19 protein-coding genes are annotated in these 22,774 nt (G+C 69.6%); 2 read left to right on the top strand and 17 right to left on the bottom strand.

What is annotated here, in order from left to right; translation table 11 throughout:
* The first annotated feature begins 1 nt into the window (after position 1).
* The gene (locus KEG38_RS36360) at positions 2-1,186 is read left to right on the top strand and encodes a protease PrsW (protein ID WP_272424990.1); all 1,185 of its coding nucleotides are present in this window, start codon (positions 2-4) and stop codon (positions 1,184-1,186) included.
* A gap of 4 nt (positions 1,187-1,190) precedes the next feature.
* Here the strand turns inward: KEG38_RS36360 and dnaJ are convergent, their stop codons facing one another.
* From dnaJ to KEG38_RS55760, 17 genes are all read right to left on the bottom strand, one after another.
* Positions 1,191-2,306: a molecular chaperone DnaJ gene (dnaJ, locus tag KEG38_RS36355; protein WP_272424989.1), complete on the bottom strand. Its 1,116-nt coding sequence runs from the start codon at positions 2,304-2,306 to the stop codon at positions 1,191-1,193.
* Between the two features lie 274 nt (positions 2,307-2,580).
* Complete coding sequence (gene ftsZ, locus KEG38_RS36350; RefSeq protein WP_272424988.1) at positions 2,581-3,906, bottom strand: cell division protein FtsZ; 1,326 nt, start codon at positions 3,904-3,906, stop codon at positions 2,581-2,583.
* Positions 3,907-4,071: 165 nt separating this feature from the next.
* Positions 4,072-5,391 (bottom strand): cell division protein FtsA, encoded by a 1,320-nt coding sequence (gene ftsA, locus KEG38_RS36345; protein ID WP_272424987.1) that lies wholly within the window; start codon positions 5,389-5,391, stop codon positions 4,072-4,074.
* A 151-nt stretch (positions 5,392-5,542) separates the two neighbouring features.
* Positions 5,543-6,520: a cell division protein FtsQ/DivIB gene (locus tag KEG38_RS36340; protein WP_272424986.1), complete on the bottom strand. Its 978-nt coding sequence runs from the start codon at positions 6,518-6,520 to the stop codon at positions 5,543-5,545.
* A complete protein-coding gene (murC, locus tag KEG38_RS36335; protein ID WP_276074167.1) occupies positions 6,517-7,941 on the bottom strand; it encodes a UDP-N-acetylmuramate--L-alanine ligase in 1,425 nt (474 codons plus the stop codon). The genes KEG38_RS36340 and murC overlap by 4 nt, the downstream gene beginning before the upstream one ends.
* On the bottom strand, positions 7,938-9,062 hold the full coding sequence (murG, locus tag KEG38_RS36330) for an undecaprenyldiphospho-muramoylpentapeptide beta-N-acetylglucosaminyltransferase (RefSeq protein ID WP_272424985.1): 1,125 nt from the start codon (positions 9,060-9,062) through the stop codon (positions 7,938-7,940). The genes murC and murG overlap by 4 nt, the downstream gene beginning before the upstream one ends.
* Positions 9,059-10,441 carry a putative lipid II flippase FtsW gene (gene ftsW, locus KEG38_RS36325; RefSeq protein WP_272424984.1) on the bottom strand — a complete coding sequence of 461 codons (1,383 nt, stop codon included), beginning with the start codon at positions 10,439-10,441 and terminating at the stop codon, positions 9,059-9,061. The genes murG and ftsW overlap by 4 nt, the downstream gene beginning before the upstream one ends.
* Positions 10,438-11,799: a UDP-N-acetylmuramoyl-L-alanine--D-glutamate ligase gene (gene murD, locus KEG38_RS36320; RefSeq protein ID WP_272424983.1), complete on the bottom strand. Its 1,362-nt coding sequence runs from the start codon at positions 11,797-11,799 to the stop codon at positions 10,438-10,440. Before murD ends, ftsW begins: the two co-directional genes overlap by 4 nt.
* Before the next feature lie 5 nt (positions 11,800-11,804).
* Positions 11,805-12,935: a phospho-N-acetylmuramoyl-pentapeptide-transferase gene (gene mraY / locus KEG38_RS36315; protein ID WP_272424982.1), complete on the bottom strand. Its 1,131-nt coding sequence runs from the start codon at positions 12,933-12,935 to the stop codon at positions 11,805-11,807.
* Positions 12,932-14,392: a UDP-N-acetylmuramoyl-tripeptide--D-alanyl-D-alanine ligase gene (locus KEG38_RS36310; RefSeq protein WP_272424981.1), complete on the bottom strand. Its 1,461-nt coding sequence runs from the start codon at positions 14,390-14,392 to the stop codon at positions 12,932-12,934. Before KEG38_RS36310 ends, mraY begins: the two co-directional genes overlap by 4 nt.
* Before the next feature lies 1 nt (position 14,393).
* Positions 14,394-16,010 carry a UDP-N-acetylmuramoyl-L-alanyl-D-glutamate--2,6-diaminopimelate ligase gene (locus KEG38_RS36305; protein ID WP_272424980.1) on the bottom strand — a complete coding sequence of 539 codons (1,617 nt, stop codon included), beginning with the start codon at positions 16,008-16,010 and terminating at the stop codon, positions 14,394-14,396.
* Positions 16,007-18,097, bottom strand: a complete 2,091-nt coding sequence (locus tag KEG38_RS36300; RefSeq protein ID WP_272424979.1) for a PASTA domain-containing penicillin-binding protein — start codon at positions 18,095-18,097, stop codon at positions 16,007-16,009. Before KEG38_RS36300 ends, KEG38_RS36305 begins: the two co-directional genes overlap by 4 nt.
* A complete protein-coding gene (locus KEG38_RS36295) occupies positions 18,094-18,480 on the bottom strand; it encodes a cell division protein FtsL (RefSeq protein ID WP_272424978.1) in 387 nt (128 codons plus the stop codon). The genes KEG38_RS36300 and KEG38_RS36295 overlap by 4 nt, the downstream gene beginning before the upstream one ends.
* Complete coding sequence (rsmH, locus tag KEG38_RS36290; protein ID WP_276074163.1) at positions 18,477-19,436, bottom strand: 16S rRNA (cytosine(1402)-N(4))-methyltransferase RsmH; 960 nt, start codon at positions 19,434-19,436, stop codon at positions 18,477-18,479. Before rsmH ends, KEG38_RS36295 begins: the two co-directional genes overlap by 4 nt.
* Positions 19,433-19,885 carry a division/cell wall cluster transcriptional repressor MraZ gene (gene mraZ / locus KEG38_RS36285; RefSeq protein WP_272425002.1) on the bottom strand — a complete coding sequence of 151 codons (453 nt, stop codon included), beginning with the start codon at positions 19,883-19,885 and terminating at the stop codon, positions 19,433-19,435. Before mraZ ends, rsmH begins: the two co-directional genes overlap by 4 nt.
* A 557-nt stretch (positions 19,886-20,442) precedes the next feature.
* Positions 20,443-20,841: a cobalamin B12-binding domain-containing protein gene (locus KEG38_RS36280; RefSeq protein ID WP_272424977.1), complete on the bottom strand. Its 399-nt coding sequence runs from the start codon at positions 20,839-20,841 to the stop codon at positions 20,443-20,445.
* Between the two features lie 55 nt (positions 20,842-20,896).
* Positions 20,897-22,141, bottom strand: coding sequence for an AgmX/PglI C-terminal domain-containing protein (locus KEG38_RS55760; protein WP_272424976.1), 1,245 nt, complete (start codon positions 22,139-22,141; stop codon positions 20,897-20,899).
* A gap of 210 nt (positions 22,142-22,351) precedes the next feature.
* Here KEG38_RS55760 and KEG38_RS36270 point away from each other — a divergent pair, with 210 nt between their 5' ends.
* Complete coding sequence (locus KEG38_RS36270; protein WP_272424975.1) at positions 22,352-22,771, top strand: SpoIIAA family protein; 420 nt, start codon at positions 22,352-22,354, stop codon at positions 22,769-22,771.
* The last annotated feature ends 3 nt before the right edge of the window (positions 22,772-22,774 follow it).

The raw sequence follows: 22,774 nt of genomic DNA, 5'->3' as shown, positions 1-22,774 counted from the left end.
GTTGCTCGCCCTCCAGATCCTCATCGGCCTCCTCGCGCTCGCGGCGCCCGTCGCGCTGTACGTGGGGTTTGCCTCGCGCGAAACGTTGCGGCCGTCGAGCCCCCGCTCGGTCGTCGCGACGTTCGCGCTCGGCATGCTCGCGTGCATCCCGGCCGAGCTCTGCGAGCGCGCGCTGACGGGTCTGCTCGGGCCGCGCAAGGTCGGCGTGGGGATCGATCTCGCGGCGCTCGTGTACGCCTACCTCGTGGCCGCGCCGCTCGAAGAGGCGCTCAAGGTCGCGGCGACGACGCCTGCGTTTCGGCTGCGCGTGGGGCAACATCGGCCGATCGACGCGATCGCGTACGCGACGGCCGCGGCGCTCGGGTTCATGACGCTGAAGAGCGCGCTGTTCCTGATCGGGCAGCCGTTCTCGCTCATCGCGCCGGCGCGCACGGCGCTGACGACGCTCACGGCGACGTGTCTCGCGACGTGGTGGGGCTTCGCGCTCGGCCGCGACAAGCAGGGCCGCATGGGCGGCGGCTGGTTCAACGGGGCGTGGGTCTGCGCCGCGGGCGGCAACGCGGTCGCGCACCACGTCGCGTTTGCCCGGGGGCCGGCGGCGCTGCTCGCGACGCTGCCGATCCTCGCGTTCGCCGCGGGGATCGCCTGGCTCGCCTTCCGCGACGTGCTGCAGCGGGGCACGGACAAACCGAAGATCGAGGCGCGCGAGCGCGAGCACGAGCCGAAGAAGGCGCGCCTCTTGCCACTCGCGCCGCCGTCGCTGCGCGCGATGCGCGAGGCGCTGAAGCGCTCGGAGCGGCCGATTTCGTTCTTCTGGATCGGGCTCGGCATGCTCGTGACGACGGGCGTGATCACGGCGATGCTGGTGGGCGCGGTGCTGCTCGGTCGAAGGCTCGGCTTCGAGTTCGCGGCCATCGATCGGGACGCGTCGAACGCGATCGCGCCGCTGCTCCTCCTGGCGAGCGCGGCGCTCTTGTCGTTCCTGTTCGCGGGGTGGATCGTGGCGCGCGCATCGGCGACGCGGAGCGTGCTCGAACCGGCGATCAGCGCGCTCCTGGCGATCGGCGGGGCGATCGTTTTGCTCGGGCTCGCGGCGCCGGTGGCGGTCGTGATCGCCCTCGCGTGCGCGCCGCTCGCGTTCGGGCTCGCGTGCCTCGGGGCCTGGCTGGGACTGTCGGACGCCTAGAAGCTCAGGACGTCGTCGCCGCGCTCTTCGCGGAGGCGGATTCGTTCTCGTGGCCGAGCTCGGCTTGAAGCTCCTTCAAGAGCTCCTGCGCGCGGGCCGAGACCTTCTTCGGCACCTGCACCTGCACGACGACCTGGAGCGAGCCGCGGCCGCGGCCATCGACGCGCGGCATGCCCTTGCCGCGCACGGTGATCACCTCGCCGGGCTGCGTGCCCGCGGGGATGTCGACGCGCACCGTGCTCTCGTCGGGCAGCTCGATCTCGGACGCGCCGCCGAGCGTCGCGCTGGCAAACGACACGGTCGCGCGCGTGACGAGGTCGGCGCCGTCGCGCTCGAAGCGCTCGTCGGGCTGGAGGTCGACGTCGACGTAGAGGTCGCCGGAAGGCCCGCCGAGCGCGCCGGGCATGCCTTGTCCGGGCACGCGGAGGCGCTGGCCGGCGTCGATGCCGGCCGGGAAGTTCACCACGACCTTGCGCGACTTCTCGACCGCGCCGGCGCCGTTGCAAGCGGGGCACGGCGTCTTCACGACCGTGCCTTCACCGCGGCACTCGGGGCAGGTCTGCGTGAACATGACGAACCCACGCGCGGTCGACACCTGCCCGGCGCCTTCGCACGTGCCGCACGTCTTGCGCTTCGTGCCGGGCTTCGCGCCGCTGCCCTGGCACTCCTCGCAGGCAACCGGCGTCCGCAGCACGACCTCGCGCTTCGTGCCCGTCATCGCCTCGCGCAGCGTGAGGCGTTGCTCGACGCGGAGGTCTTGCCCGCGCGCCGGACCACGCGAACGACGTTGTCCGGCGAAGCCGCCGCCGCCGCCGCCGAAGCCGCCGAACAGCTCCGAGAAGATGTCCTGGAAGTGCGTGAAGATGTCCTGGCCGCCCATGTCGGGCATGCCCTCGACGCCGGCGTGACCGAAGCGGTCGTAACGCGCGCGCTTCTGGTCGTCGGACAGGACTTGATAGGCCTCGGTGGCTTCCTTGAAGCGCGCCTCAGCCTCCTTGTCGCCCGGGTTCCGGTCCGGGTGGTTCTTGAGGGCAGCCGCCCTGTACGCTTTGCGGATCTCGTCGGCCGAAGCTTCCTTGGCCAGTCCGAGGACGTCGTAAAAATCCCGTTTTTGACTCATGATCGCGGGCGACAGGGACGCCCCGCACAGGTCGCAGGGCCGTGAGACGATAAGTCGCCCCTAGGGGCTGTCAACCAAAGGAGCGAGCGCCACCGCGTGCCCCGAGCCCGTTCCGGTGCCCGTCCCGGGTTCGAACGCCCCGGTTCGAAGGCGAGCCGCAACGGAGCTCCGCGAAGTGGAGGCGAGCCAGCGGGGGGTGTGGGGGGCAGAGGAAGGCCCGACGATTCTCCGCGTCGCGGAGAATCGGCTCAGGGCCGACCGGAGCCCCCCACCATCACTGACCGCGGCGCTGGAAGGCCGGCGTGTCCCAGTCCGCGTCGAGCGGCGGGACGAAGGTCGCGCGCTCGCGCGAAGGCGTGCCCGAGGCGCCCGACGACAGCGAGGCCGGGGCCGGCTGCTGGGCCGGCGCACCGCGACCGCCGCGCACCGTGTAGGCCGGCTCCTCGCGCTGCGGCTGCGGCATGCTGCGCTGCGGCGCCGAGAGCGGCGGCGGGTTCGAACGCGACCCACCGCCCGTGAGGGCGCTCGTCAGCGCGTTCGTGAGCGACGGCGCCGTCGAGATCGGCATCGCCTGCGGCGTCCGCGCGCCCGGCATCATCGCGCCCGCGGTGTGCTGCGCGGCGTCGGAGACGTTCATGTCGAAGCCCGTCGCGATGACGGTGACCTTGATCATGTCGCCCATCGTCTCGTCGATGGTCGCGCCGAAGATGATGTTCGCGTCCTCGTGCGCCTGCTCCTGCACGAGCGTCGCGGCCTCCTCGATCTCGCGCATGCGCATGTCGGGGCCGCCGACGACGTTGATGAGCACGCCCATCGCGCCCTCGACCGAGATGTCGTCGAGCAGCGGCGAGGTGATGGCCATCTCGGCGGCGAGGCGCGCGCGGCCCTGGCCCTTCGCGCAGCCCGTGCCCATGAGCGCGCGGCCCATGTTGCTCATGACCGTCTTCACGTCGGCGAAGTCGACGTTGACGATGCCGTTCTGCGTGATGAGGTCGCTGATGCCCTTGATCGCCTGGTAGAGGACCTCGTCGGCTTTGCGGAAGGCGTCCACGAAGGAGAGCTCCTCGTCACCGAGCGTCAGGAGCTTCTGGTTCGGGATCGTGATGAGCGTGTCGACGTGCTCGGAGAGCATGGCGAGACCGAGCTCGGCGCGACGCGCCCGCTGCTTGCCCTCGAAGAAGAAGGGCTTCGTCACGACGCCGACGGTGAGGCAACCTTCCTCGCGGGCGAGCTGCGCGATCACCGGCGCCGCGCCCGTGCCCGTGCCGCCGCCCATGCCGGCGGTCACGAAGACCATGTCGGCGCCCTGGATGAGCTCCTTCAGGCGTTGCACGTCCTCGAGCGCCGCCTTGCGGCCCTTCTCGGGATCGGCGCCCGCGCCGAGGCCACGGGTGACGTTCGAGCCGATGTGCACCTTGATCGGCGCGATGCTCGCCGACAGCGCCTGGGCGTCGGTGTTCACGACCTGGAACTCGACCCCTTCGAGGCCGAAGTTGATCATCGTGTTGACGGCATTGCCGCCCGACCCGCCACAGCCGATCACCTTGATCCGGGCGTCGTAACCCGCGTGCTCGTCGGCAAACTCGATAGAGAAACTCATGAAACGCCTCCCGGGATTTCTTTCCGGCCGCTCGGGGCCAAGGGAGCCTCGCCTGCTCCCAAGGGCGACTTCGTGGGGTGCCTCTCCCCCATGAAACCGCCTATCAATCTGTAACGCTTTCCGTATCTCGACTTCGTTTTACGAAATTTACCCTCGTGCGTCAGCTCAGAAAGCTGCGCGCAACCAATTCCAGAACCGGCCGCCTTGACGTTTTTCGGCGACGGGCTCCTCGATGAGCTGACTTCGATCGGGCCTCGAAGGCGCCGTCACGCGCGGCGCCGTCTGGCGCGGCGGCGGCTGCGACTCCACGACGACGCGCGGCTCGCGCGCCTCGCGAAGCTGGTTCGCTCCGTAGTGGAGCAGACCCACGCCGGTAGCATATTGCGGGCCCGCGACGAGCTGCGTGATTCCACGCATCCCGACCGGTACGCCGAGACGAACCGGCATACCCAGGATCTCCTCGGCGAATTCGCTCATGCCTTCCATGAGCACCGCGCCGCCCGTGAGAACCGCGCCCGCCGCGAGCTGATCGAGCAGGCCCGCGTCCTCGATGCGTTTGCGGATCACCGCAAAAATCTCCTCGATCCGCGGCTCGATGATGTCCGAAAGCACCCGGCGCGGAACTTTGCGCGGCGGATGGCCGCCGACGCCCGGAACCTCGACCTCCTCGTCGTCCGCCACCATACGACCGAGCGCGCAGCCGAAATTGCGCTTCAACCGCTCCGCCTCGGCCATCGGCGTACGCAGGCCCGCCGCGAGATCCGCCGTCACGTTATTCCCGCCGGCAGGGATCACGCTCGCATGCGCGATTCCGCCGTCCACGTAAATCAGCAAATCCGTCGTACCGCCGCCGATATCGATCACGGCGACGCCGATCTCTTTTTCGTCCTCGGAGAGAACCGCTTCCGCGCTCGCGAGCGGCTCGAGGACCACATCGGCCACGGTCAATCCGCAGCGCTCGGCGCAACGGACCACGTTTTGCACGCAGGACGTGGCGGCCGTGATGAGGTTCACCTTCACGCCGAGGCGAACGCCGCTCATTCCCACGGGATCACGAATACCGTCCTGGTTGTCGACCGTGAACTCGCGCGGCAAGGCATGCAGGATCTGCCGATCGGCGTCGATCGGAATGGCACGCGCGCCTTCGAGGACGCGGCCCACGTCGACGTCGGTCACCTCGCCGCCGCCCACCGCGACCACGCCGTCCGAAGACTGGCCGCGGATGTGGTTGCCGGCGACGCCTGCATACACCGTGCGAATCTCGACGCCGGCCATCGTCTGCGCCGCCTCGATGGCCTCGGCGATCGACCGGACCGTCCAGTCGATGTTCGCCACGATGCCTTTGCGCAGCCCGCGGCACGGGACGTTGCCCACGCCGAGGATGGTGATCCCATCGGCGTCGACCTCGCCGACGACGGCAGACACCTTCGTCGTCCCGATGTCGAGACCGACGACAATCTCGCTCTGCTCCATCCTGCTCTTCATTCGCATCCACCCGATACGGAGGCCGTGCGCCTCGCGAAGCAGGGCGACGCTGACATGGCGAGCGGAGGCTGGCCAAATTTCGAGAACGACGGGGTTCGGGGCGCAGGGCGCCGAAGGCGATCCGAAGCCCCGATCGTAGGACGACACCGGTTCATCGCATCCTCACGACGACGCGCTCGGGGTGCGCCTCGTTGTCCAGGAAGATCACCGCGGGATTCGCCTTGCGCTTTCCGAGCTCCATCAAGACGCGCGCGGCCTGCTCGATCTTCTCGCGAAACCGCGTCTGGCCCAGGTAAAGCGAGATCGCGTCCTTGCCAATCGTCATCACGATCGTGCCGTCGCGCTCGAGGTGGACCTCCTGGATCGGGTAGCGCTTGCTGATGCCGGCCCGATCCATGTCCTCGACCACATCGAGGGCGCGACGCAGCGCGTTGACCACGCCGGGCCGGTCCGCGGCGACCTTTTCGGGCGTGATGCCCGTGACGACGGGCAGGTCGATCGGATCGCCGTCGGCGACGCGCTTGAACGGGTCGCCGTCGCGCGTGACGAGGTACAGCTCGCCGCCGATCGTGGCCACGGCCCAGGCTTCGCGCTCGACGACCGTGATGCGCACGGTTGAGGGGAGCGTGCGCGTCACCTGGGCTTTTTCGACCCAGGGCTCGGTGGTGATGGACGCGCTCGCCGTCTCGAGGTCGAGCTCGAAGATGTTGCGACCCACGGTGACGCCGCCCGTGCCGGCGACCTGCTCGGCCGGCAAGCGGCGGTTTCCATCGACGAGCACCGTGCGGATCGCAAAGCGCGGGCTCGTCATGATGTACCGGCGCGCGCCCCAGGCGACCGCGATCGAGGCCGAGAGGACCACCATCACGCCGAGCAGGAGCGACAGCGCGCGCGGGAGCTTCGGCCGCGGGAGCGTGAGGCGCGGCTTCGCCTTGGGCTTCGGCGGGCGGATCGTGCTCGTCGTGGCCCCGGGCGGCGGCGGCGAGTCGTGCTCGGGGTTTGGGGCGGAGGACGCCGAAGGCGATCCGGAGCCCCAAATGTGGACCGCCTCCGGATCCTTTGGAGCAGCAACGACTGGCGGCGTGGAAGGCTTTTTCAGCCTTCGGTTCGGGGGAAGCGTGTCGCTCATGGACCACCCTCCCGGCTCGCCGGCGGAGGCTCGGTGACGCCATCGAGCCGCGCGCGCAGGCCCTTCAACATGTTGTTGATGTCGCCCGCGCCGAGGGCGATCACGACGTCGCCGGGGCGCACGACCTTCGCCAGAACCTCGGGCAAATCAGCCTTGTTCGGCACGTACGTGGCGTCGTGATGGCCGTGCTCGCGGATCGACTGCACGAGCCGCTCGGCGCTCACGCCGGGCAGCGGCGCCTCGCCCGCGGCGTAAATGTCCGTGACGAAGAGGACGTCCGCGAGGTTGAAGGCGCGCGTAAAATCTTCGAAGAGATCCTTCGTGCGCGTGTAGCGGTGCGGCTGGAAGGCCACGACGATCCGGTGCGCATCGTCGGGGTAGGCGCGGCGCGCGGCCTCGATCGTCGCGCGGATCTCGGCCGGATGATGGCCGTAGTCGTCGACGAGCGTGACGCCTTGATGCACGCCGACGACCGTGAAGCGACGCGCGACGCCGCCGAACGTGGCGAGGGCTTGTTTCGTGACGTCGAGCGGGACTTCCAGCTCATCGGCGACGGCGATCGTCGCGAGGCAGTTCAGCACGTTGTGCGCGCCGGGCATCTTCACGGTAAAGCCGCCGAGGGGCTGGCCGCGGCGATACGCGTTGAAGCTCGTTTCCAGGCCGCGGAACTGGATGCCACGCGCGCAGTAGTCCGCGTGCGGCGACACGCCGTAGGTGACGTGGCGGCGCGGGATGCGCGGCAGGATGTCCTGCACGTGGGGGTGATCGAGGCAGAGCACGGCGAGGCCGTAGAAGGGCACGCGCGCGGCGAACTCGATGAAGGCGTCCTTGATCTTCTCGTGCGTGCCGTAGTGATCGAGGTGCTCGGGGTCGATGTTCGTGACCACGGCGATCGTGGGCGTCAGGCGCAGGAACGAGCCGTCGCTCTCGTCGGCCTCGGCGACGAGCAGATCGCCGGCGCCGAGGCGCGCGTTCGAGCCAAGCGCGGCCATCTTGCCGCCAACGACGACCGTGGGATCGAGGCCCGCGTGGCGCAGCACCGTGGCGACGAGCGAGGTCGTCGTGGTTTTTCCGTGCGAACCCGCGATGGCCACGCCGTACTTCACGCGCATCAGCTCGGCGAGCATCTCGGCGCGGCCGATGACGGGGATGCCGAGGGCGCGGGCCTCGACGAGCTCGGGGTTTTCCGGGCGGATCGCGCTCGAATACACGACGACGTCGACGCCGCGCACGTTCTCGGCGCGGTGGCCGATGTCGATGCGCACGCCGAGCGAGGCGAGGCGCTGCGTGGTACCGCCGCTCTTCACGTCGGAGCCGGAGACGTCGAACTCGAGCGAGCGGAGGATCTCCGCGAGGCCGCTCATGCCAACGCCGCCGATGCCCACGAAGTGGATGTGCCGGACGCGCCCGCGGAACATCATGCCGTCCTTCCCCGGGCTTTCTCCCGGTGTTTCGATTCCCGCAAACGCGCGAGCTCGAGCAGATCTGCCGCCACGGCCTTCGCCGCGTCGGGCGCCCCGATCTCGGCCGCGGCGCGCGCCATGGAAACGCGTCGTTCGGGCGACTCCGCGAGCCTCCGGATCTCGTCCGCGACCCGATCGGCCGTGGCCTCGGACTGCGGCAGCGCCACGGCCGCGCCGCGCTTCTCCAGCGAACGCGCGTTCTTGAGCTGATGATCGTCGGCCGCGAACGGATACGGGACGAGGATCGCGGGACGGCCGACGGCGCAGAGCTCGGCGAGCGTGGAGGCGCCGGCACGAGCGATCACGAGGTCGGCCGAGGCGAGCGCGCGGGCCATGTCGTCGATGAACGGGACGACCTCGGCGGTCCCGGACAAACCGAGCGATTCGTAGAGCGCACGGGCCTCGACCTCGCGCTCGCGGCCGGTTTGATGAAGGACGCGCAGGCCCGGGACCTGGCTTCCGATCTGGGAAATCGCACGCGGCACCGTCTCGTTCAGGGCCTTCGCGCCCTGGCTGCCGCCGAGAACGAGGATCGAGAGTTTGTCCTTCTGGACCTCGTACGGCGCGGGGGCGAAGGCCTTGCGGAGCGGCACGCCGAGACGGCGCACGATGCTCGGGCGGAAGAAACGATCGACCTCGGGAAACGTGGTGTACGCACGGACGGCGAACGGCGCGAGCAGGCGGTTCGACAGGCCCATCACGCTGTTCGGTTCGAGCACGGTGACGGCGACGCCGAGCGTGCGCGCGGCGAAGCAGACGGGGCCGCCCGCGTATCCGCCGACCGAGAGGACGGCCGAAGGACCGAGGCGGCGGACGAGATCCCGCGCCGCGGGGATCGAGGCCGCGGCGTGCTGCGCGCCCTTCAAGAACCCGGACAAACCACCACCACGAAGAGGCAGGATGTCGAGCAGCTCGAGCTCGCCGCCCTGCTCGGGCACGACGCGCGCTTCGAGGCCGCGAGCGGTGCCGACGTAGACGACACGCGCGGAAGGGTCGGCGGCGCGGACGGCTTCGCCCACCGCGAGCATCGGGAAGACGTGGCCGCCGGTGCCGCCGCCTGCGAGAAGAAGGGTCGTCACGCGCTCACTCCCTCCGCGGCGCCTTCCTGGGCCTCCGTCGCGATGAGGACCGACGCGCTCGGCGCGCCCTCGCTCGTGCGCACGGGCGCGGGTTTGTCTTGCGGAACTTCGTTCGTCCGCGGACGGCTGATGCTGAGCAGGATGCCCGCGCCGGCGGCGTTCACGAGCAGCGACGAGCCGCCGTAGCTCATGAACGGCAGCGTGAGACCCTTCGTCGGCAGGATGGCCATGGCGACGGCGAGGTTCACGAGCGCCTGCACGCCGAAGAGCGTGGCGATGCCGAAGGCCATGAAGCTGCCGTAGTCGTCGTGCGCCTCGAGGGCGATCTTCACGCCGCGCGAGACGATGACGAGGTAGGCGCTGACGAGGCCGAGGATGCCGAGGAAGCCGAGCTCCTCGCCGATGATCGCGCTGATGAAGTCCGTGTGCGCCTCGGGCAGGTAGAGCACCTGCAGGCCCTTGCCGAGCCCGAGCCCGGTCCAGCCGCCCGAGCCGAAGCTCATGACGGACTGGAACGGCTGATAGGCGAGGTCCTGGCGGTGGTTGTCCATGTCGATGAACGCCAGGTAGCGCCGGTAGCGGTAGTCGCTGAACGCGACGAGCGCGGCGGCGCCCATGCCGAGCAGGGCCGTGAACGCCGCGATGTACGGCAGGCGCGCTCCTGCCACGAAGAGCAGCGTGAACGTGAGGAACAGGAGCACGACGGCGCTGCCGAAGTCGGGCTGCTTCAAGAGCAGCATGATGAGGAAGCCGACGACGATCAGGTGCGGCAAGAAGCCGATCGAGAAGCTTTTGATCTTTTCGGCCTTCTTCGACAGCGAGTACGCGAGCCAGAGGACGATGCCGAGCTTGGCGGTCTCTGCTGGCTGGATGTGCACGGGGCCGATCGCGATCCAGCGGTAGGCGTTGCCCGCCTTGTGGCCGAGGCCGAGGATCGTCAGGCCCAGCATGAGCGTGACCGCGACGAGGATCGGGTACGTGAAGGGCTTGAGCTTGCGGTAGTCGAAGCGGCTCACGAGCCACATCGTCGAGAGCGCGACGAGCGCGTAGATGCCCTGGCGCTTCAGGAAGAACTGCGCGTCGTGGTACTTCACGGTCGCTTCGATCGCGCTCGCGCTGTAGACCATGACGACGCCGAACCCGACGAGCGCGATCACCACGGCCGCGAGCACCGAGTCGACGGGGCCGGCCTTGCTGGAACGCAAAAGCGCGGTGACGCCGCTGCCGGCGCTCTCCTTGCGCGGCGCGCGGGGTTCGTTCTTCGGCGCGGGCGGCGGCGGATCACTCGGCGGAAGGAGGCGGTTCCTCGGCGGAGGCGCGCTCGAATGGCGGCGCTCGCCGACGACGTTGTTGCCCGAGAGGACGGCGCTGCTGCTCACGACCGAACCTCCAGCATGGACTGGACCGCCTGGGCAAATTGATCGCCGCGATCCTTGTAGTCGCGGAACATGTCGAAGCTCGCGCAGGCCGGGCTGAGCAGGACGGCATCGCCGGCCTCGGCCAGGCGGCGCGCGATCTGCACGGCCTCGGCCATGGATCCGGCGCGCTCGATGGGGAGCACGCCCTTGGCGGCCGCGGCGATACGATCGGCCGCCTCACCGATGAGCACGAGGGCGCGGCCCTTGTCGCGGAGCGCATCGACGAGCGGCTCGTACGCGCCGAGTTTGTCCTTGCCGCCCGCGATGAGGACGGCCTTGTCCTCGGAGAGACCACGCAGCGCGGCAACCGAGGCGCCGACGTTCGTGCCCTTCGAGTCGTCGTAGTAACGCACGCCGTCGATCTCGCCGACGAGCACGGTGCGATGGCCGAGGCCGCGGAAGTTGCGGACGGCACGCGCGAGCCACGAGTCGGCGCTGTCGTCGAATGGGACGTCGAACCCGGCCACGACGCCGAGCGCCGCGCAGGCGTTCTCGATGTTGTGTTTGCCGGCGATCTGGAGCGCGCCCCGCGGGAAGCTGTGCCACGCGTCGCGATGCACGATCGAGCCGCCGACGGGGCGCACGGTGGCCGCCTCGTCGGTCGCGCTGAACGTGACCACACGTGCGCCGCCACGCGCCGCCTGCCTCGCGCAGAGCGCGTCGCCGTGCGGGATCACGGCCGTGTCTTGCGGCCCCATCGTGACGAAGGGATTTCCCTTGGCGTCGGCGTACGCCTCGAAGCTCGGGTACCTGTCGAGGTGATCGTCCGTGATGTTGAGCAGCGCGTGCGCGCGTGCATGCAACGTGGGCACGCGCTCGGCCTGGAAGCTTGAAATCTCGAGGACGATCGCGTCGAACGACTGCCCCACGACCTCCGCGAGCGGCGTGCCGAAGTTGCCGCCGATGAACGTCTTTTTCCCGGCCGATTCGAGCATCGCGTGCACGAGCGCCGTCGTCGTGCTCTTGCCGTTCGTCCCGCCGATCAGCGCGATCGGCGTCCCCACGAAAAACCGCGCCGCAAGCTCCAGCTCGCCGATGACCTCGCCGCCCGCCCTCTCGAACGCTTCGAGTGCGGGGAACGAGGGCACGCCGGGCGAGATCACGACGAGGTCGATCCCATCGAAGATCGAGGCCGGATGCCCGCCCGCGACGAGCGTCGCGCCCGCGGCTTCGAGCGCGAGCGCCTCCTTGGACAAACGCTCGCGCGCAGTCGCGTCGGTCGCCGTGACACGCGCGCCCTTGTCGAGGCAAAGCCGCGCCGCAGCAACGCCGCTGCGGCCGAGCCCGATGGTGAGAACCCTTTGACCTCCAAGATCCATGGGCTTCACCGGAGCTTCATGGACGCCAGCGAGACCAGCGCCAGGAGGATGGAGATGATCCAGAAGCGAACGATGATCTTGGGCTCCGCCCACCCCTTCTTCTCGTAGTGGTGGTGGATCGGCGCCATCAAGAACACGCGCTTGCCCGTGAGCTTGAACGACGTCACCTGCGCGATGACGCTGATCGTCTCGACGAAGAAGACGCCGCCGAGCAGGACGCTCAAGAGCTCGTTCTTCGTGAAGATCGCCAGCATGCCGAGGCCCCCGCCGAGGGCCAGCGATCCCACGTCGCCCATGAAGACCTGGGCTGGGTAGGTGTTGTACCAGAGGAACCCGATGCCCGCGCCGATGACCGAGCCGCAGTAGACGCTGAGCTCGCCGGCGGAGGCGATCTTCGGGATGTCGAGGTAGTTCGCTAGTGAGAAGTTCGCGATGGTCGCGCCCGCGACGTACGACCAGATGAGGTACGTGCCCGCGTTGATCATCACGGGGCCGATCGCGAGGCCGTCGAGGCCGTCGGTGAGGTTCACGGCGTTCGACCAGGCCACGACGACGAAGACCGCGAACGGGACGTAGAACCAGACCGGCAGATCGATCGAGTGCTTCGAAAAGGCCGCGAACGGGAGCGCGAGCCGCGTCTTGATCTCGGCCCAGTCGGCCGGAAGCTTGGAGGTGAAAAGAAACGTGTACGAGATGGCCGAGCCGCCGATGAGGACCTGACCGATCAGCTTGTACCGTCCGGGCAAACCGCCCGTGTTCTTGCGCTTGATCTTGAGGTAGTCGTCGAGGTAGCCGATGACGCCGTAGCCCGCCGTCACCGCGGTCGTCGCGAGGACGAAGGGGTTGCGCAAGTCGGCCCAGAGCGCGGTCGGCAGGAGCAGCGAGAGCAGGATCAACGCGCCGCCCATGGTCGGCGTGCCCGCCTTGACCTTGTGCGTCTCGGGGCCCTCCTTGCGGACGACCTGCCCGATCTGCTTGCGCCGGAGCTCGCGGATGAACCACGGCGCCAGCACGAACGTGAGGATCATGGCGGTGATCGTCGCCATGATGGTCCGGAACGGGATGTACCGGAGGACGTTCAGCCAGGAGAGCGAGCTGTAATGAAACTTGAGCGGGTAGAAGAGCTCGTAGATCACGACGGAACCTCCGCGAGGGCACGCACGATTCGCTCGGTCCCGACGCCGCGCGAACCCTTCACGAGGACCAGATCCCCAGGCTGAACCGCGAGCGCGACGGCCGGGGCCGCGTCAGCGCTCGTCTCGAAGAACCTCGCAGGAACACCTGCTTCCGCAGCGCGATCGGCGATCCGACGCGCATCGCCATTGACCGCGAAGACGAGCGCCGCGCCGCTCGCCGCCGCGACGCGGCCGACGTCGTCGTGCCCGCGCGGCGACTCGTGGCCGAGCTCGTACATCGCGCCGAGCACGAGCACGAGCCTGCGACCCGCGTCACGCGCGAGCTCGGCCGCCGTGCGGATCGACGCGGAGGACGAAGCAGGATTCGCGTTGTAGCTGTCGTCGATCACGATGACGTCGCGGGCGAGGAGGCGCGGAACCAGGCGACCGCCGCCGCCGCCCACGTCCGCGAGGGAGAACGCTTCCTCGGCGATCAGCGACGTCACGTGCTCCCCCGTGAGGGCCTCCGCAGCCGCCACGGCCGCGGCGCATGCATAGGCGCCGGCCTCGCCGATGAGCGGGGTCCGGAACCAGAACGACGAGCCGTCCGGGCGCGCGAGCGTGACGCGCGACGAGGAAAAACCGTCCGGCCGACGCTCGACGATCCGCAGATCGAGCCCGTCTCCCGTGCCGTAACGGACACGGCGCGTCGCGGGCGAACTTGCCATCTCCGCTGCGACACGCGCGTCGTCGCCGTTGCCGATCGCGACGCCGCTCTCCGAGAGCGCGCGAAAGAGCGCTCCTTTCTCGTGCGCGACGCCCTCGATCGAGCCGCACCCCTCGACGTGCGCAGCCGCGACGAGCGTCACGATCGCGACGTCCGGCTGGGCCATCGCCGCGAGGGACGCGATCTCGCCGGGCTTGTTCATGCCCATCTCGACGACCGCGTACTTGTGCTGCCTGTCGAGCCCGAACAGCACCATCGGCACGCCGACCTGGTTGTTCAAGTTGCCCCGCGTCGCGTGCACGGCCTCCGGGAAGAGGCGTTCGAGGAGTGCAGCCGTCGCCGAACGCGTCGTGGTTTTACCCGCCGAACCCGTGATCGCGACGATCTTGCGGTCGCCCTTCCCGCGCGCGCGCCACGCGTCGACGTGGGCCCGCGCGAGCGCGCCGAGCGCGTCGATCGTCGAGCGAACGCGAAACATGGTCAGGCCCGGGACGTCGTCGACGGGCCGCTCCACGAGCGCCGCGCGTGCGCCTTTTTCCGCGGCCTCTGCGAGGTAGTCGTGCCCGTCGAAGCTCTCGCCCTTGAGGGCCACGAAGAGCCCGCCGGGCACGATCGTGCGCGTGTCGGTCGAGACGCCTTGCACCGAGCCGAGCAGGAAGAGGCTGCGGCCGTAGAGGACGTCGCCTTGCACGATCTGGATCAGATCGAGGGCCTGGAAAAAGGCATGATTCGTGGGGATGGGCGTGCCCATGTCAGGCCCCTCCCCGCGCCGCGCGACGCAGCCCGAGCGCGCGCTCGGCCTCGACCCGATCGTCGAACGGCAGCGTGACCGCGCCAATGATCTGGTAGGGCTCGTGCCCCTTGCCCGCGACGAGCACGACGTCGCCCGGCGCCGCATCGAGCACCGCATGCTCGATGGCCTTCGCGCGATCGAGCTCGACGCGCACCGTGGCCTTCCCGCCCGCGAGCCCCGGCAGGATCGCGTCCGCGATGGCGCGCGGATCCTCGCTGCGCGGGTTGTCGTTCGTGACGATCGCGACGTCCGCGCCACGCGCCACGGCCTCGCCCATGAGCGGGCGTTTCTTCGGATCCCGATCGCCGCCGCAGCCGAAAACGCAGTGCACGCGACCCTGCCCGAACGCGCGCACGCTCTGGAGAACCCGATCGAGCGCGTCCGGCGTGTGCGCGTAGTCGACGAGGACGATGACGTCGTCCCGCGTCGGATCGTCGCAACGCTCGAGCCGCCCCGGCACGCGGATCGTCCCCGAGAGGACACGCGCCGCGGCGTGGAGGTCGATCTCCAGAAGCCAGCAGATCGCCACGGTCGCGAGCAGGTTCTGCACGTTGTGCGCGCCGACGAGCGGCGACCGGATCGAGAGCTGCCCCGCGGGCGTCCGCGCCACGAGCCAGATGCCCGACGACGTGTGCTCCACCGAGACGGGCGCGATGTCGGCCTCGTCCGGCGAGATGCCGATCCGCGTGGAAAACCGCGCGATCGTCGACGACGACGGTCCTGCCAAACCACGCGGCGCGAGCCTCTTCACGAGCTCGGCACCGAACGGATCGTCGACGTTGATCGCCGCCGAGCCGGGTCCGAGGTCGACGAAGAGGCGCGCCTTCGCCTCGGCGTAGGCCTCCATCGTGCCGTGGTAGTCGAGGTGATCCTGCGTGAGGTTGAGGAACGCCGCGACGCGGAAGCGCACGGCCTCGACGCGACGCGCCGCGAGCGCGATGCTCGACACTTCCATCACGAGGTGCGAGGCGCCGCGCAGGTGCATCGCCGCGGCGATCCGCGCGAGCTCGTCGGCCTCGGGGCTCGTGTGCGTCGACGGCAGGTCGAGATCACCGAACCGATACCCGAGCGTGCCCACGATCCCCGGCCGCTGTCCCGCGGCCGCGAGGCACGCCTGCACGAGGTGCGTCGTCGTGGTCTTGCCGTTCGTCCCCGTAACGCCCACGACTTCCAGCGCGAACGTCGGGTGCCCGTACACGGCCGCCGACGCGTACGCGAGCGCGCTCGGCACGTCCACGACCTCGATCCGCGGCAGGCCGTTCGTCTCGACGCTCGCCCCCGACGCCGTGAGCACCGCGCTCGCGCCGCGTCCGATCGCGTCCACCACGAAGCGCTCGCCGCTCGTGTGCGCGCCCGACCGCGCGACGAAAAGGTCGCCCGGGGAGACACGCCGCGAGTCGTGATGCACGCCCGTGATGAAGACGCTCGGATCCCCGAAGGCGAGCTTTGCGCCCGGGATCTCGTTCACGAGATCGCCGAGCTTGCGGCCGAGCTTCGCCTGCTTGCAGGACGGCGGCGCGCCTTCGCTCGTCTCCCGCGGGTGGAGGAGCTCTTCGTTCGTCCTTTCGTTCGTCATGACGAGGGCTCGAAGAAAAGCTTCACCGTCGAACCTTTGGGCAGCACCGTCCCCGCGGGCGGCTCGGCCCGCGACAGGCGGCCCGTGCCGAACGCCGTGGGCGAAAGGCCCGCCGCGCTCGCCGCGCGGATCGCCTCGCGCACGGGTTGTCCCGTCAGATCCGGGACACGCGTCTCGCCGCTCTTCATCGGCGCCGACGGCGTCACGACGCCTGCCGTGATCGGAGCCACGGCCGCGCGCGCCTCCGTGAGGACCTGGTACGTACTCGTCGCCGGATCCCCGACCTTCGCTCGCTCCGAAACCTCGCTCAGCTTCATGGGCACACTGCCGCGAGGTGTGACACCGAGGTAACGCAGCGCCATCTCGCCGATGCGACGGAACACCGGCGCCGCGACCGAGCCACCGCCGTAGGTGCCGCCGAGCGGCTCGTCGAGCACCACCGAGATCACGAGACGCGGCTTGTCCGCCGGGACGAACCCGACGAACGAGGCGACATAGTGCGTGTCCGTATATCGCCCCGTCGCCGGGTCGATCTTCTGCGCCGTCCCGGTCTTCCCGGCGACACGAAAGCCTGGAATCGCGGCCTCGACGCCCGTGCCTTCGCCCTCGGTGACGGCGACGAGCATCTCCGACATCATCTTCGCGACCGTCGCCGACACGGCCTCGCGCCTGACGCGCGGCTGCGTCTCCGAGAGCATCGTGCCCCCGCCGTCCGTCACGCGCTTGATCAGCACGGGCTCGAGGAGTTTGCCCCCGTTCGCGATCGCGACCATCGCCATCGTGAGCTGCAGCGTGGTCACGCTGATGCCCTGACCGAACGAGGCCGCCGCCGTCTCGACCGAGACCCACGGCCTGCCGCGCGGCCGCAAGACACCCATGCTCTCGCCGGGGAACGGGATGCCCGTGGTGTCGCCGAAGCCGAACCGGCGGAAGCCCTCGTAGAGCCGCTGCTCGCCGAGGCCGAGCGCGATCTTCGACGTCCCGATGTTCGAGGACAAACTGAGGATCTGCGTGACGCTCAGAAACTTCGCCGGGTGCGTGTCGTGGATGACGACGTTGTCGATCGCCATGTTCCCCTCCTCGCAGTAGATCGAGGCGGTGGGGCTCACGCTGCGCGCGGCGAGCGCGGTGCCGATCGAGAAGATTTTGATCGTCGAGCCGGGCTCGAAGCGATCGACGACGCAGCGGTTCCTGCGCGCGTCGGGGTCGGCGACCGAGTAGTCGTTCGGGTTGTAGCCGGGCGCGCTCGCCATCGCGAGGATCTCGCCGCTCGACGGATCCGCCACGACGACCGCGCCGCCCGTGGCCTCGTACGTCTTCATCGCGGCCTCGAGCTCACGCTCGGCCGTGAACTGAATCCCCTTGTCGATCGTGAGGTAGACGTTGTGGCCCGCGAGCGCGGCCTCGTCCTCGATCCCCTCGGAGAAGATCAAACGACCCGAGCGATCACGCAGACCGCGCACCTCGGAGCTCTTGCCGCGCAACTCGTGATCGAGCGCGAGCTCGAGGCCCTCGCGCCCCTCGCCGTCCGGCGAGACGAACCCGATGAGCGGGCCGCCGAGCTCGCGGTTCGGGTAAAACCGATGGCCCTCGCCCTCGATCTGGAGGCCACGCAGCGGGTAGCGCTGGTTCTTCTCGCCGAGCGCGCGCACGGCCGCGACCTCGGCCTCCGAGACGCGGCGCTTCAGCCACACGAAGCGCCGGCGACGGCTGATCTTGTCGACGACCTCCTCCTGCGGGAGGTTCAAGGCCTGCGCGATGCGCTCGCCGTACTGCTGGATCCGCATCGGCAGGTAGCGGTCCTCGATGCCACGCAGAAGCTCGACCGCGTCGAGCGAGACGCTCGGCACCTCGACGCTCTCCGCGAGCGACGCGCCGTTGCGGTCGTAGATCGTGCCGCGCTTCGGCGTCACGTGCAGGCGCCGCTGACGCTGCCGCTCGGCGAGGTCGTACCAGTCCTGCCCGTCCTCGACCTGGATGCGGTGCGCGCCCGACACGATCACGCCGAGCCCGAGGCCCATCATCCCGCAGAGGATCCCCATGCGGATGCGGATCCAGCGCGCGCGCTTGGGATCGAGGTTTTTCACGGAGAACCTCCGGGCGCAGGGGCAGCGGGATCCGCGGCCGTCGCAGCCGGATCCGGCGCCGCGCCCTCCTGCGCCTGTTCGTCCTGGATCTTCACGACCCAGCGCACCGGGACGACGCGCTCCGGCGGCGGCGGCGTCATGCCGAGCAGCGTCCGCGCGACCATCTCGACGCGCTGCGGGGTCTCGTAGCTCGCCGCCTCCAGCGAGAGCACGCGCTTCACCTCGCGCAGGCGCCCTTGCTCGGCGCGCGCGCGGCCGAGCTTGTAGCCGAGATCCACGATCTTCCCGCGGAGGCCCAAGTGCACGACGAACGCCGCCACGCTCGCGACGACCGCGAGCGACCAGAGCGCGAGGAACGGCCGCTGCTTCATGCGCTCGTTCATGCGAACACCTCGTCCCCCGCGAGCGCGACGCGACGCGCCGCCCGGAGCTTCGCGCTCCTCGCGCGCGGGTTCCCCGCGACCTCCTCGTCCGACGCGACGAGCGGCTTCTTCCAGAGCTGCTCCCACACGCTCGCCTCGCGCAGCGCGTGCTTGACGATCCGGTCCTCCAGCGAGTGGAACGAGATCACCGCCACGATGCCGCCGATCTTGAGGACACGCGTCGCCGCGCGGATCAGCGCTTCCAGCTCGTCGAGCTCGCCGTTCACCGCGACGCGCAACGCCTGGAACGTCCGCGTCGCCGGATCGACCCCGCCCACGCGTGACGGCCCCACGGCTCGCACCACGGCGCGGCGAAGATCCAGCGTCGTCTTCAGTTCCCCGTTCGCCAGCGCTTGCTTGATGCAGCGCGCCACCCGGCGAGACCTTCGCTCCTCGCCGTAGTGGTAGATCACGTTCGCCAGCTCGTCGTCGTCGAGCCGCTCGATCAGCTCGAGCGCCGTCTCGCCCGTCGACGGATCCATCCGCATGTCGAGCGGACCTTCGGCGCGGAAGCTCATCCCGCGCGTCGCGTCATCGATCTGCATCGACGACACGCCCACGTCGGCGACGAGCCCGTCCACCGGACCCACGCCGAGTTTCGCGAGGTGGTCCTCCACGTCCGAGAACCGCCCGTGCACGAGCGTTACCCGATCGCCGAATGGAGCGAGCCGCTCCTTGGCCAGCGCGAGCGCTGTCTCGTCGCGATCGAGCCCGATGAGCCGGCAGCCTGGGGCTGCTTCGAGGATTGCCTCGGCGTGGCCGCCTGCGCCGAGGGTTGCGTCCACGTAGACGCCGCCTGTTTCGGGCGCGAGTGCCTCGACCACCTCGCGGCGGAGGACGGTCACGTGGGGCGCCTTTTGCGGCTCGGGGGGCGGGGGGGCCTTGTCTCGCATCGGCACGACGTTCACCACGTTCATAGGCGGAACTGCTCCGCGATCGCGGCCTTGAAGCTCGCGAGCTCGGCCTCGCTCATCGTCTGGGCGGCCTTCCACCGCTCCTTCGACCAGAGCTCGGCTGTCGCGCCCATCCCGGCCCACAGGACTTCCTTGTGCAGATCCGCGTGCTCGCGGAGCGACGGCGGCACGAGGATCCGTCCTTGTTTGTCGAGCTCGCACTCGACTGCGGCCGACAGGTATTTCCGGCGGAAGGCGACGACGTTTGGCTCGAACTGGGGGAGCGCCGCGATCTTGGCTTCGAGCTCCTCCCAGGCGCGCAGCGGGTAGCAGTGCAGGCAGGGGTCGAAGAGAGCGGGCGTCAGGATCAGCGCGATCTGCCCCTCGGGGGCTTCGAGCACGTCGCGAAAGCGCGCGGGCAGGCTGGTCCGCCCTTTCGCGTCGATCGCGTGCTCGAAATGACCGCGAAACATGGTTCCCACCGAGTCGGCTCCGCTCGTGCCCGCTGGCCGGACGAGACGCCCGCGCCGGAGGTACCCTCCGGGTCATGGGCATCTTTGCCACTTTCTCCCACGGGGCACCGCCACGCTACGGAGAGGGCCCTTGGGTGTCAACAGTTTGCATTTTTTGTGGAGTTTGGCGGATCCCAAGGAAGGTGGGAGTCCTCCCCTCTCCTACCTTTCCAGACCAACCCCGGACCCGACGAACCGGCCGTCGGAGGCGAGATCCAGGCTCTGGTGGGAAGAGGTGGTGGGATCTGGATCGACCCGCGGGTGGTCACTGGACGATCCGGAACCGATGCGCCTCTGCACGAGTGCGCAGGTAGACCGATAACGATGGAAATGGCCAAAAAAGCGGCGCCGTTTGGCGAGACCGCTTTCCTTGGCTTTTGGTTGAGGAGGAAGGAAGTTCGCAGGCTTGCATCGACCGCATCGCGGTCGATGCACCTTCGGTCCAGGCCGTGCCTGGTCCGGGTCCAGGGGTGGACAACCCCTGGTCGGGGTCTGGGGTGAAACCCCAGCGCTACGGCCTACGCGGCCACGTGTTCGTGGACCCAGTCGATGATGCTCTTCAGCGGGGTCCCGGGGGTGAAGACCCCCTTCACGCCGGCTTCTTTCAGCCGGACGATGTCGTCGTCGGGGATGATTCCGCCTCCGAACACCACGATGTCGTCTGCGCCGCGGGCGCGGAGGGCCTGGATTACGGCGGGGAACAGGGTGTTGTGGGCGCCGGACATGATCGACAGGCCCACGGCGTCCACGTCCTCCTGGATGGCGGCGCTGGCGATCATGTCGGGCGTCTGGTGCAGGCCTGTGTAGATGACCTCGAACCCCGCGTCTCGTAGCGCGCGCGCGACGACCTTGGCGCCGCGATCGTGGCCGTCGAGGCCGGGCTTGGCGACGAGGATGCGGATCTTTCGTTCGGTCATGGCGATTCGATACCGTCCTCTCCTCAGGAAATCAAAGCGGTTTTGTCGTTCGGGCTCATTGCGCCGCGAACACGAATGGGATGTTCACCGGGGTGGAGCCCCCGGAGGCTGGGAATTTCCAGCCCTTGATGCGGCCTGCGATGCAGCTCGACAAGCCCGGATAATCCTTTTCTGCCCCACTCGCGCTCACCGATTGCACCGTCCCTGAAGGCGCGATGACAATCGAGGCCGACACGCGTGCCGACGAGCCGCCCATCCCCTTCGTGGCGTCGAGGGCCGGCTGCCAGCAGCGGCGCTTGACCAGGGGCCGGTTTGCCTCGACGACGGCGCTGATCTCGCCCGTGGAGAGCTGCCCCGCGCCGGCCGTCTGGGGGCCGCCCGTGGTGCCGGCGGTCGGGCCGGCCACGTTGGGGCCCTGGAAGCCGGACATGTCGATGGCGGCGGCTGGCGTGCCGGTCTTCGCCGTCTGCGGCCAGGGTCCGCCGAGGGGCCGCGCTGAGGCGCCGGCCTTGGGGGCCTCGGTGGGGTCGCCTACGGGGGCGGTGGCCTCCGTGGTGGGACCGCCCGAGGGCGGGGCCGTCGGGGCGGCGCTGGCGGAGGCCGTCACGTAGACGATCTGCGTCGGCTGCGGGGCTGGGCGGAGGAGGAGGAAGGCTGCGACCCCGCCGAAGACGGCGCCCGCGGCGATCAGGGCGAGCGCGGCCGGGTGGAGGGAGCCTTTTTTGCGACGGCCGAGGAGGGCGTCCTCGTCGATGTCGTCCGGGACCTCGGGGGCGAGGGTGCCGAGTGACGTGGCTGGGGCGCGCGGGGGCTCGAGGGGCTCTGGGGCGGGCGCGGGGGCCGGGCGGACGAGGGTCGCGGCGGCGTCGCTCGTGGTCGCCGCGCCGGGGGAGACCTGGGGTGCCTCGGCGAAGGGGTCGCGCAGGGCGAAGGGGTCTTCGAGGACGTCGAGCGCGTCGGATGCGGCTGCGGACGCGTTTTTTTCCGTGGGAAACGTCTCCGCGGCCGCCACGAACGCGTTTTCTACCCGATCAGGCGCCTTCGCAGCCGCCGCGAACGCGTTTTCTGTCGGAAAAACGGGTTCGGGCGCGCCGGGAGCCGTTTCCCCCTGAAACATCGGGTTCGCGGGCGCCCCGAAGCCGTTTCCCATCGGCACGGGCGCCTTCGCGGCCGGCGCGAACGCGTTTCCCACGCGCGGCGGCGCGATCGGGCGCGGCGCGGAAGGACCGACGGCCGAGGCGCCGATCCCGGTGGGCCGGGGCGGAAGGCCTGCCGGTGCGCGCGGCGGGACGAAGCTCACGTGCCCGCACGATGCACACGTCACGCGGCCTGTCGCGCCGGGGTCCAAGGGGGCTTTGCACTTCTGGCAAGAGAGGTTCATCGACTGACGCCGCGCGCGGAGGCTCGGAGTCTACTCGACTCGGTCGCGGGGCGAAACTTCCGGGCGCAGAGCCTTGGGTGCGCTGCCCGCGTTGAAGCTTCACGGCGGTCCATTTATCCCTGAGGTCGGATGGAAACGTCGAGCGACGGCTTCAGCTACGTCGGACCCCACCTCATACGGTTCGAGCCGCCGGACATCGTCTTTTGCAGGCCCATCGGACGGATCTCGGCCGCCGACGTGCGCGGCGTGCTCGACTTCAACGCGACGATCGCCAAGCAGATCGGGCGCGGCACCTTTTATCTGGGGGATTCGTCGCGGATCACGGGGTACTCGATCGCCTCGTCGCTCCAGCTCTTCCAGTCGAGCCCGATGGAGTACCTGCGGGGCACGGCCATCTTCGGCGCGAACTTCCATCAGCGCACGCAGAACAGCGCGGTCCTGCGCGCCATCCGGCTGCTCGGGCAACCGATGAGCCGCCTGCCGATCGAGACGTTCCCCGACGAAGCCTCGGCGCGCGCCTGGATCGACGAGCTCCGCCGCAAAGGATAGACA

Source organism: Polyangium jinanense, assembly GCF_028435265.1.
GTDB classification, from domain to species: domain Bacteria; phylum Myxococcota_A; class Polyangia; order Polyangiales; family Polyangiaceae; genus Polyangium; species Polyangium jinanense.
The sequence above is the reverse complement of the archived record's forward strand: the minus strand, read 5'-3'. Positions and strand labels throughout refer to the sequence as shown.

Excerpts from the sequence above, each read along its gene's own strand:
- dnaJ (WP_272424989.1), bottom strand. The coding sequence starts at position 2,306 with ATGAGTCAAAAACGGGATTTTTACGACGTCCTCGGACTGGCCAAGGAA.
- ftsZ (WP_272424988.1), bottom strand. The coding sequence starts at position 3,906 with ATGAGTTTCTCTATCGAGTTTGCCGACGAGCACGCGGGTTACGACGCC.
- ftsA (WP_272424987.1), bottom strand. The coding sequence starts at position 5,391 with ATGAAGAGCAGGATGGAGCAGAGCGAGATTGTCGTCGGTCTCGACATC.
- KEG38_RS36340 (WP_272424986.1), bottom strand. The coding sequence starts at position 6,520 with ATGAGCGACACGCTTCCCCCGAACCGAAGGCTGAAAAAGCCTTCCACG.
- murC (WP_276074167.1), bottom strand. The coding sequence starts at position 7,941 with ATGATGTTCCGCGGGCGCGTCCGGCACATCCACTTCGTGGGCATCGGC.
- murD (WP_272424983.1), bottom strand. The coding sequence starts at position 11,799 with ATGGATCTTGGAGGTCAAAGGGTTCTCACCATCGGGCTCGGCCGCAGC.
- KEG38_RS36310 (WP_272424981.1), bottom strand. The coding sequence starts at position 14,392 with ATGGGCACGCCCATCCCCACGAATCATGCCTTTTTCCAGGCCCTCGAT.
- KEG38_RS36305 (WP_272424980.1), bottom strand. The coding sequence starts at position 16,010 with ATGACGAACGAAAGGACGAACGAAGAGCTCCTCCACCCGCGGGAGACG.
- KEG38_RS36295 (WP_272424978.1), bottom strand. The coding sequence starts at position 18,480 with ATGAACGAGCGCATGAAGCAGCGGCCGTTCCTCGCGCTCTGGTCGCTC.
- rsmH (WP_276074163.1), bottom strand. The coding sequence starts at position 19,436 with ATGAACGTGGTGAACGTCGTGCCGATGCGAGACAAGGCCCCCCCGCCC.
- mraZ (WP_272425002.1), bottom strand. The coding sequence starts at position 19,885 with ATGTTTCGCGGTCATTTCGAGCACGCGATCGACGCGAAAGGGCGGACC.
- KEG38_RS36280 (WP_272424977.1), bottom strand. The coding sequence starts at position 20,841 with ATGACCGAACGAAAGATCCGCATCCTCGTCGCCAAGCCCGGCCTCGAC.
- KEG38_RS36270 (WP_272424975.1), top strand. The coding sequence starts at position 22,352 with ATGGAAACGTCGAGCGACGGCTTCAGCTACGTCGGACCCCACCTCATA.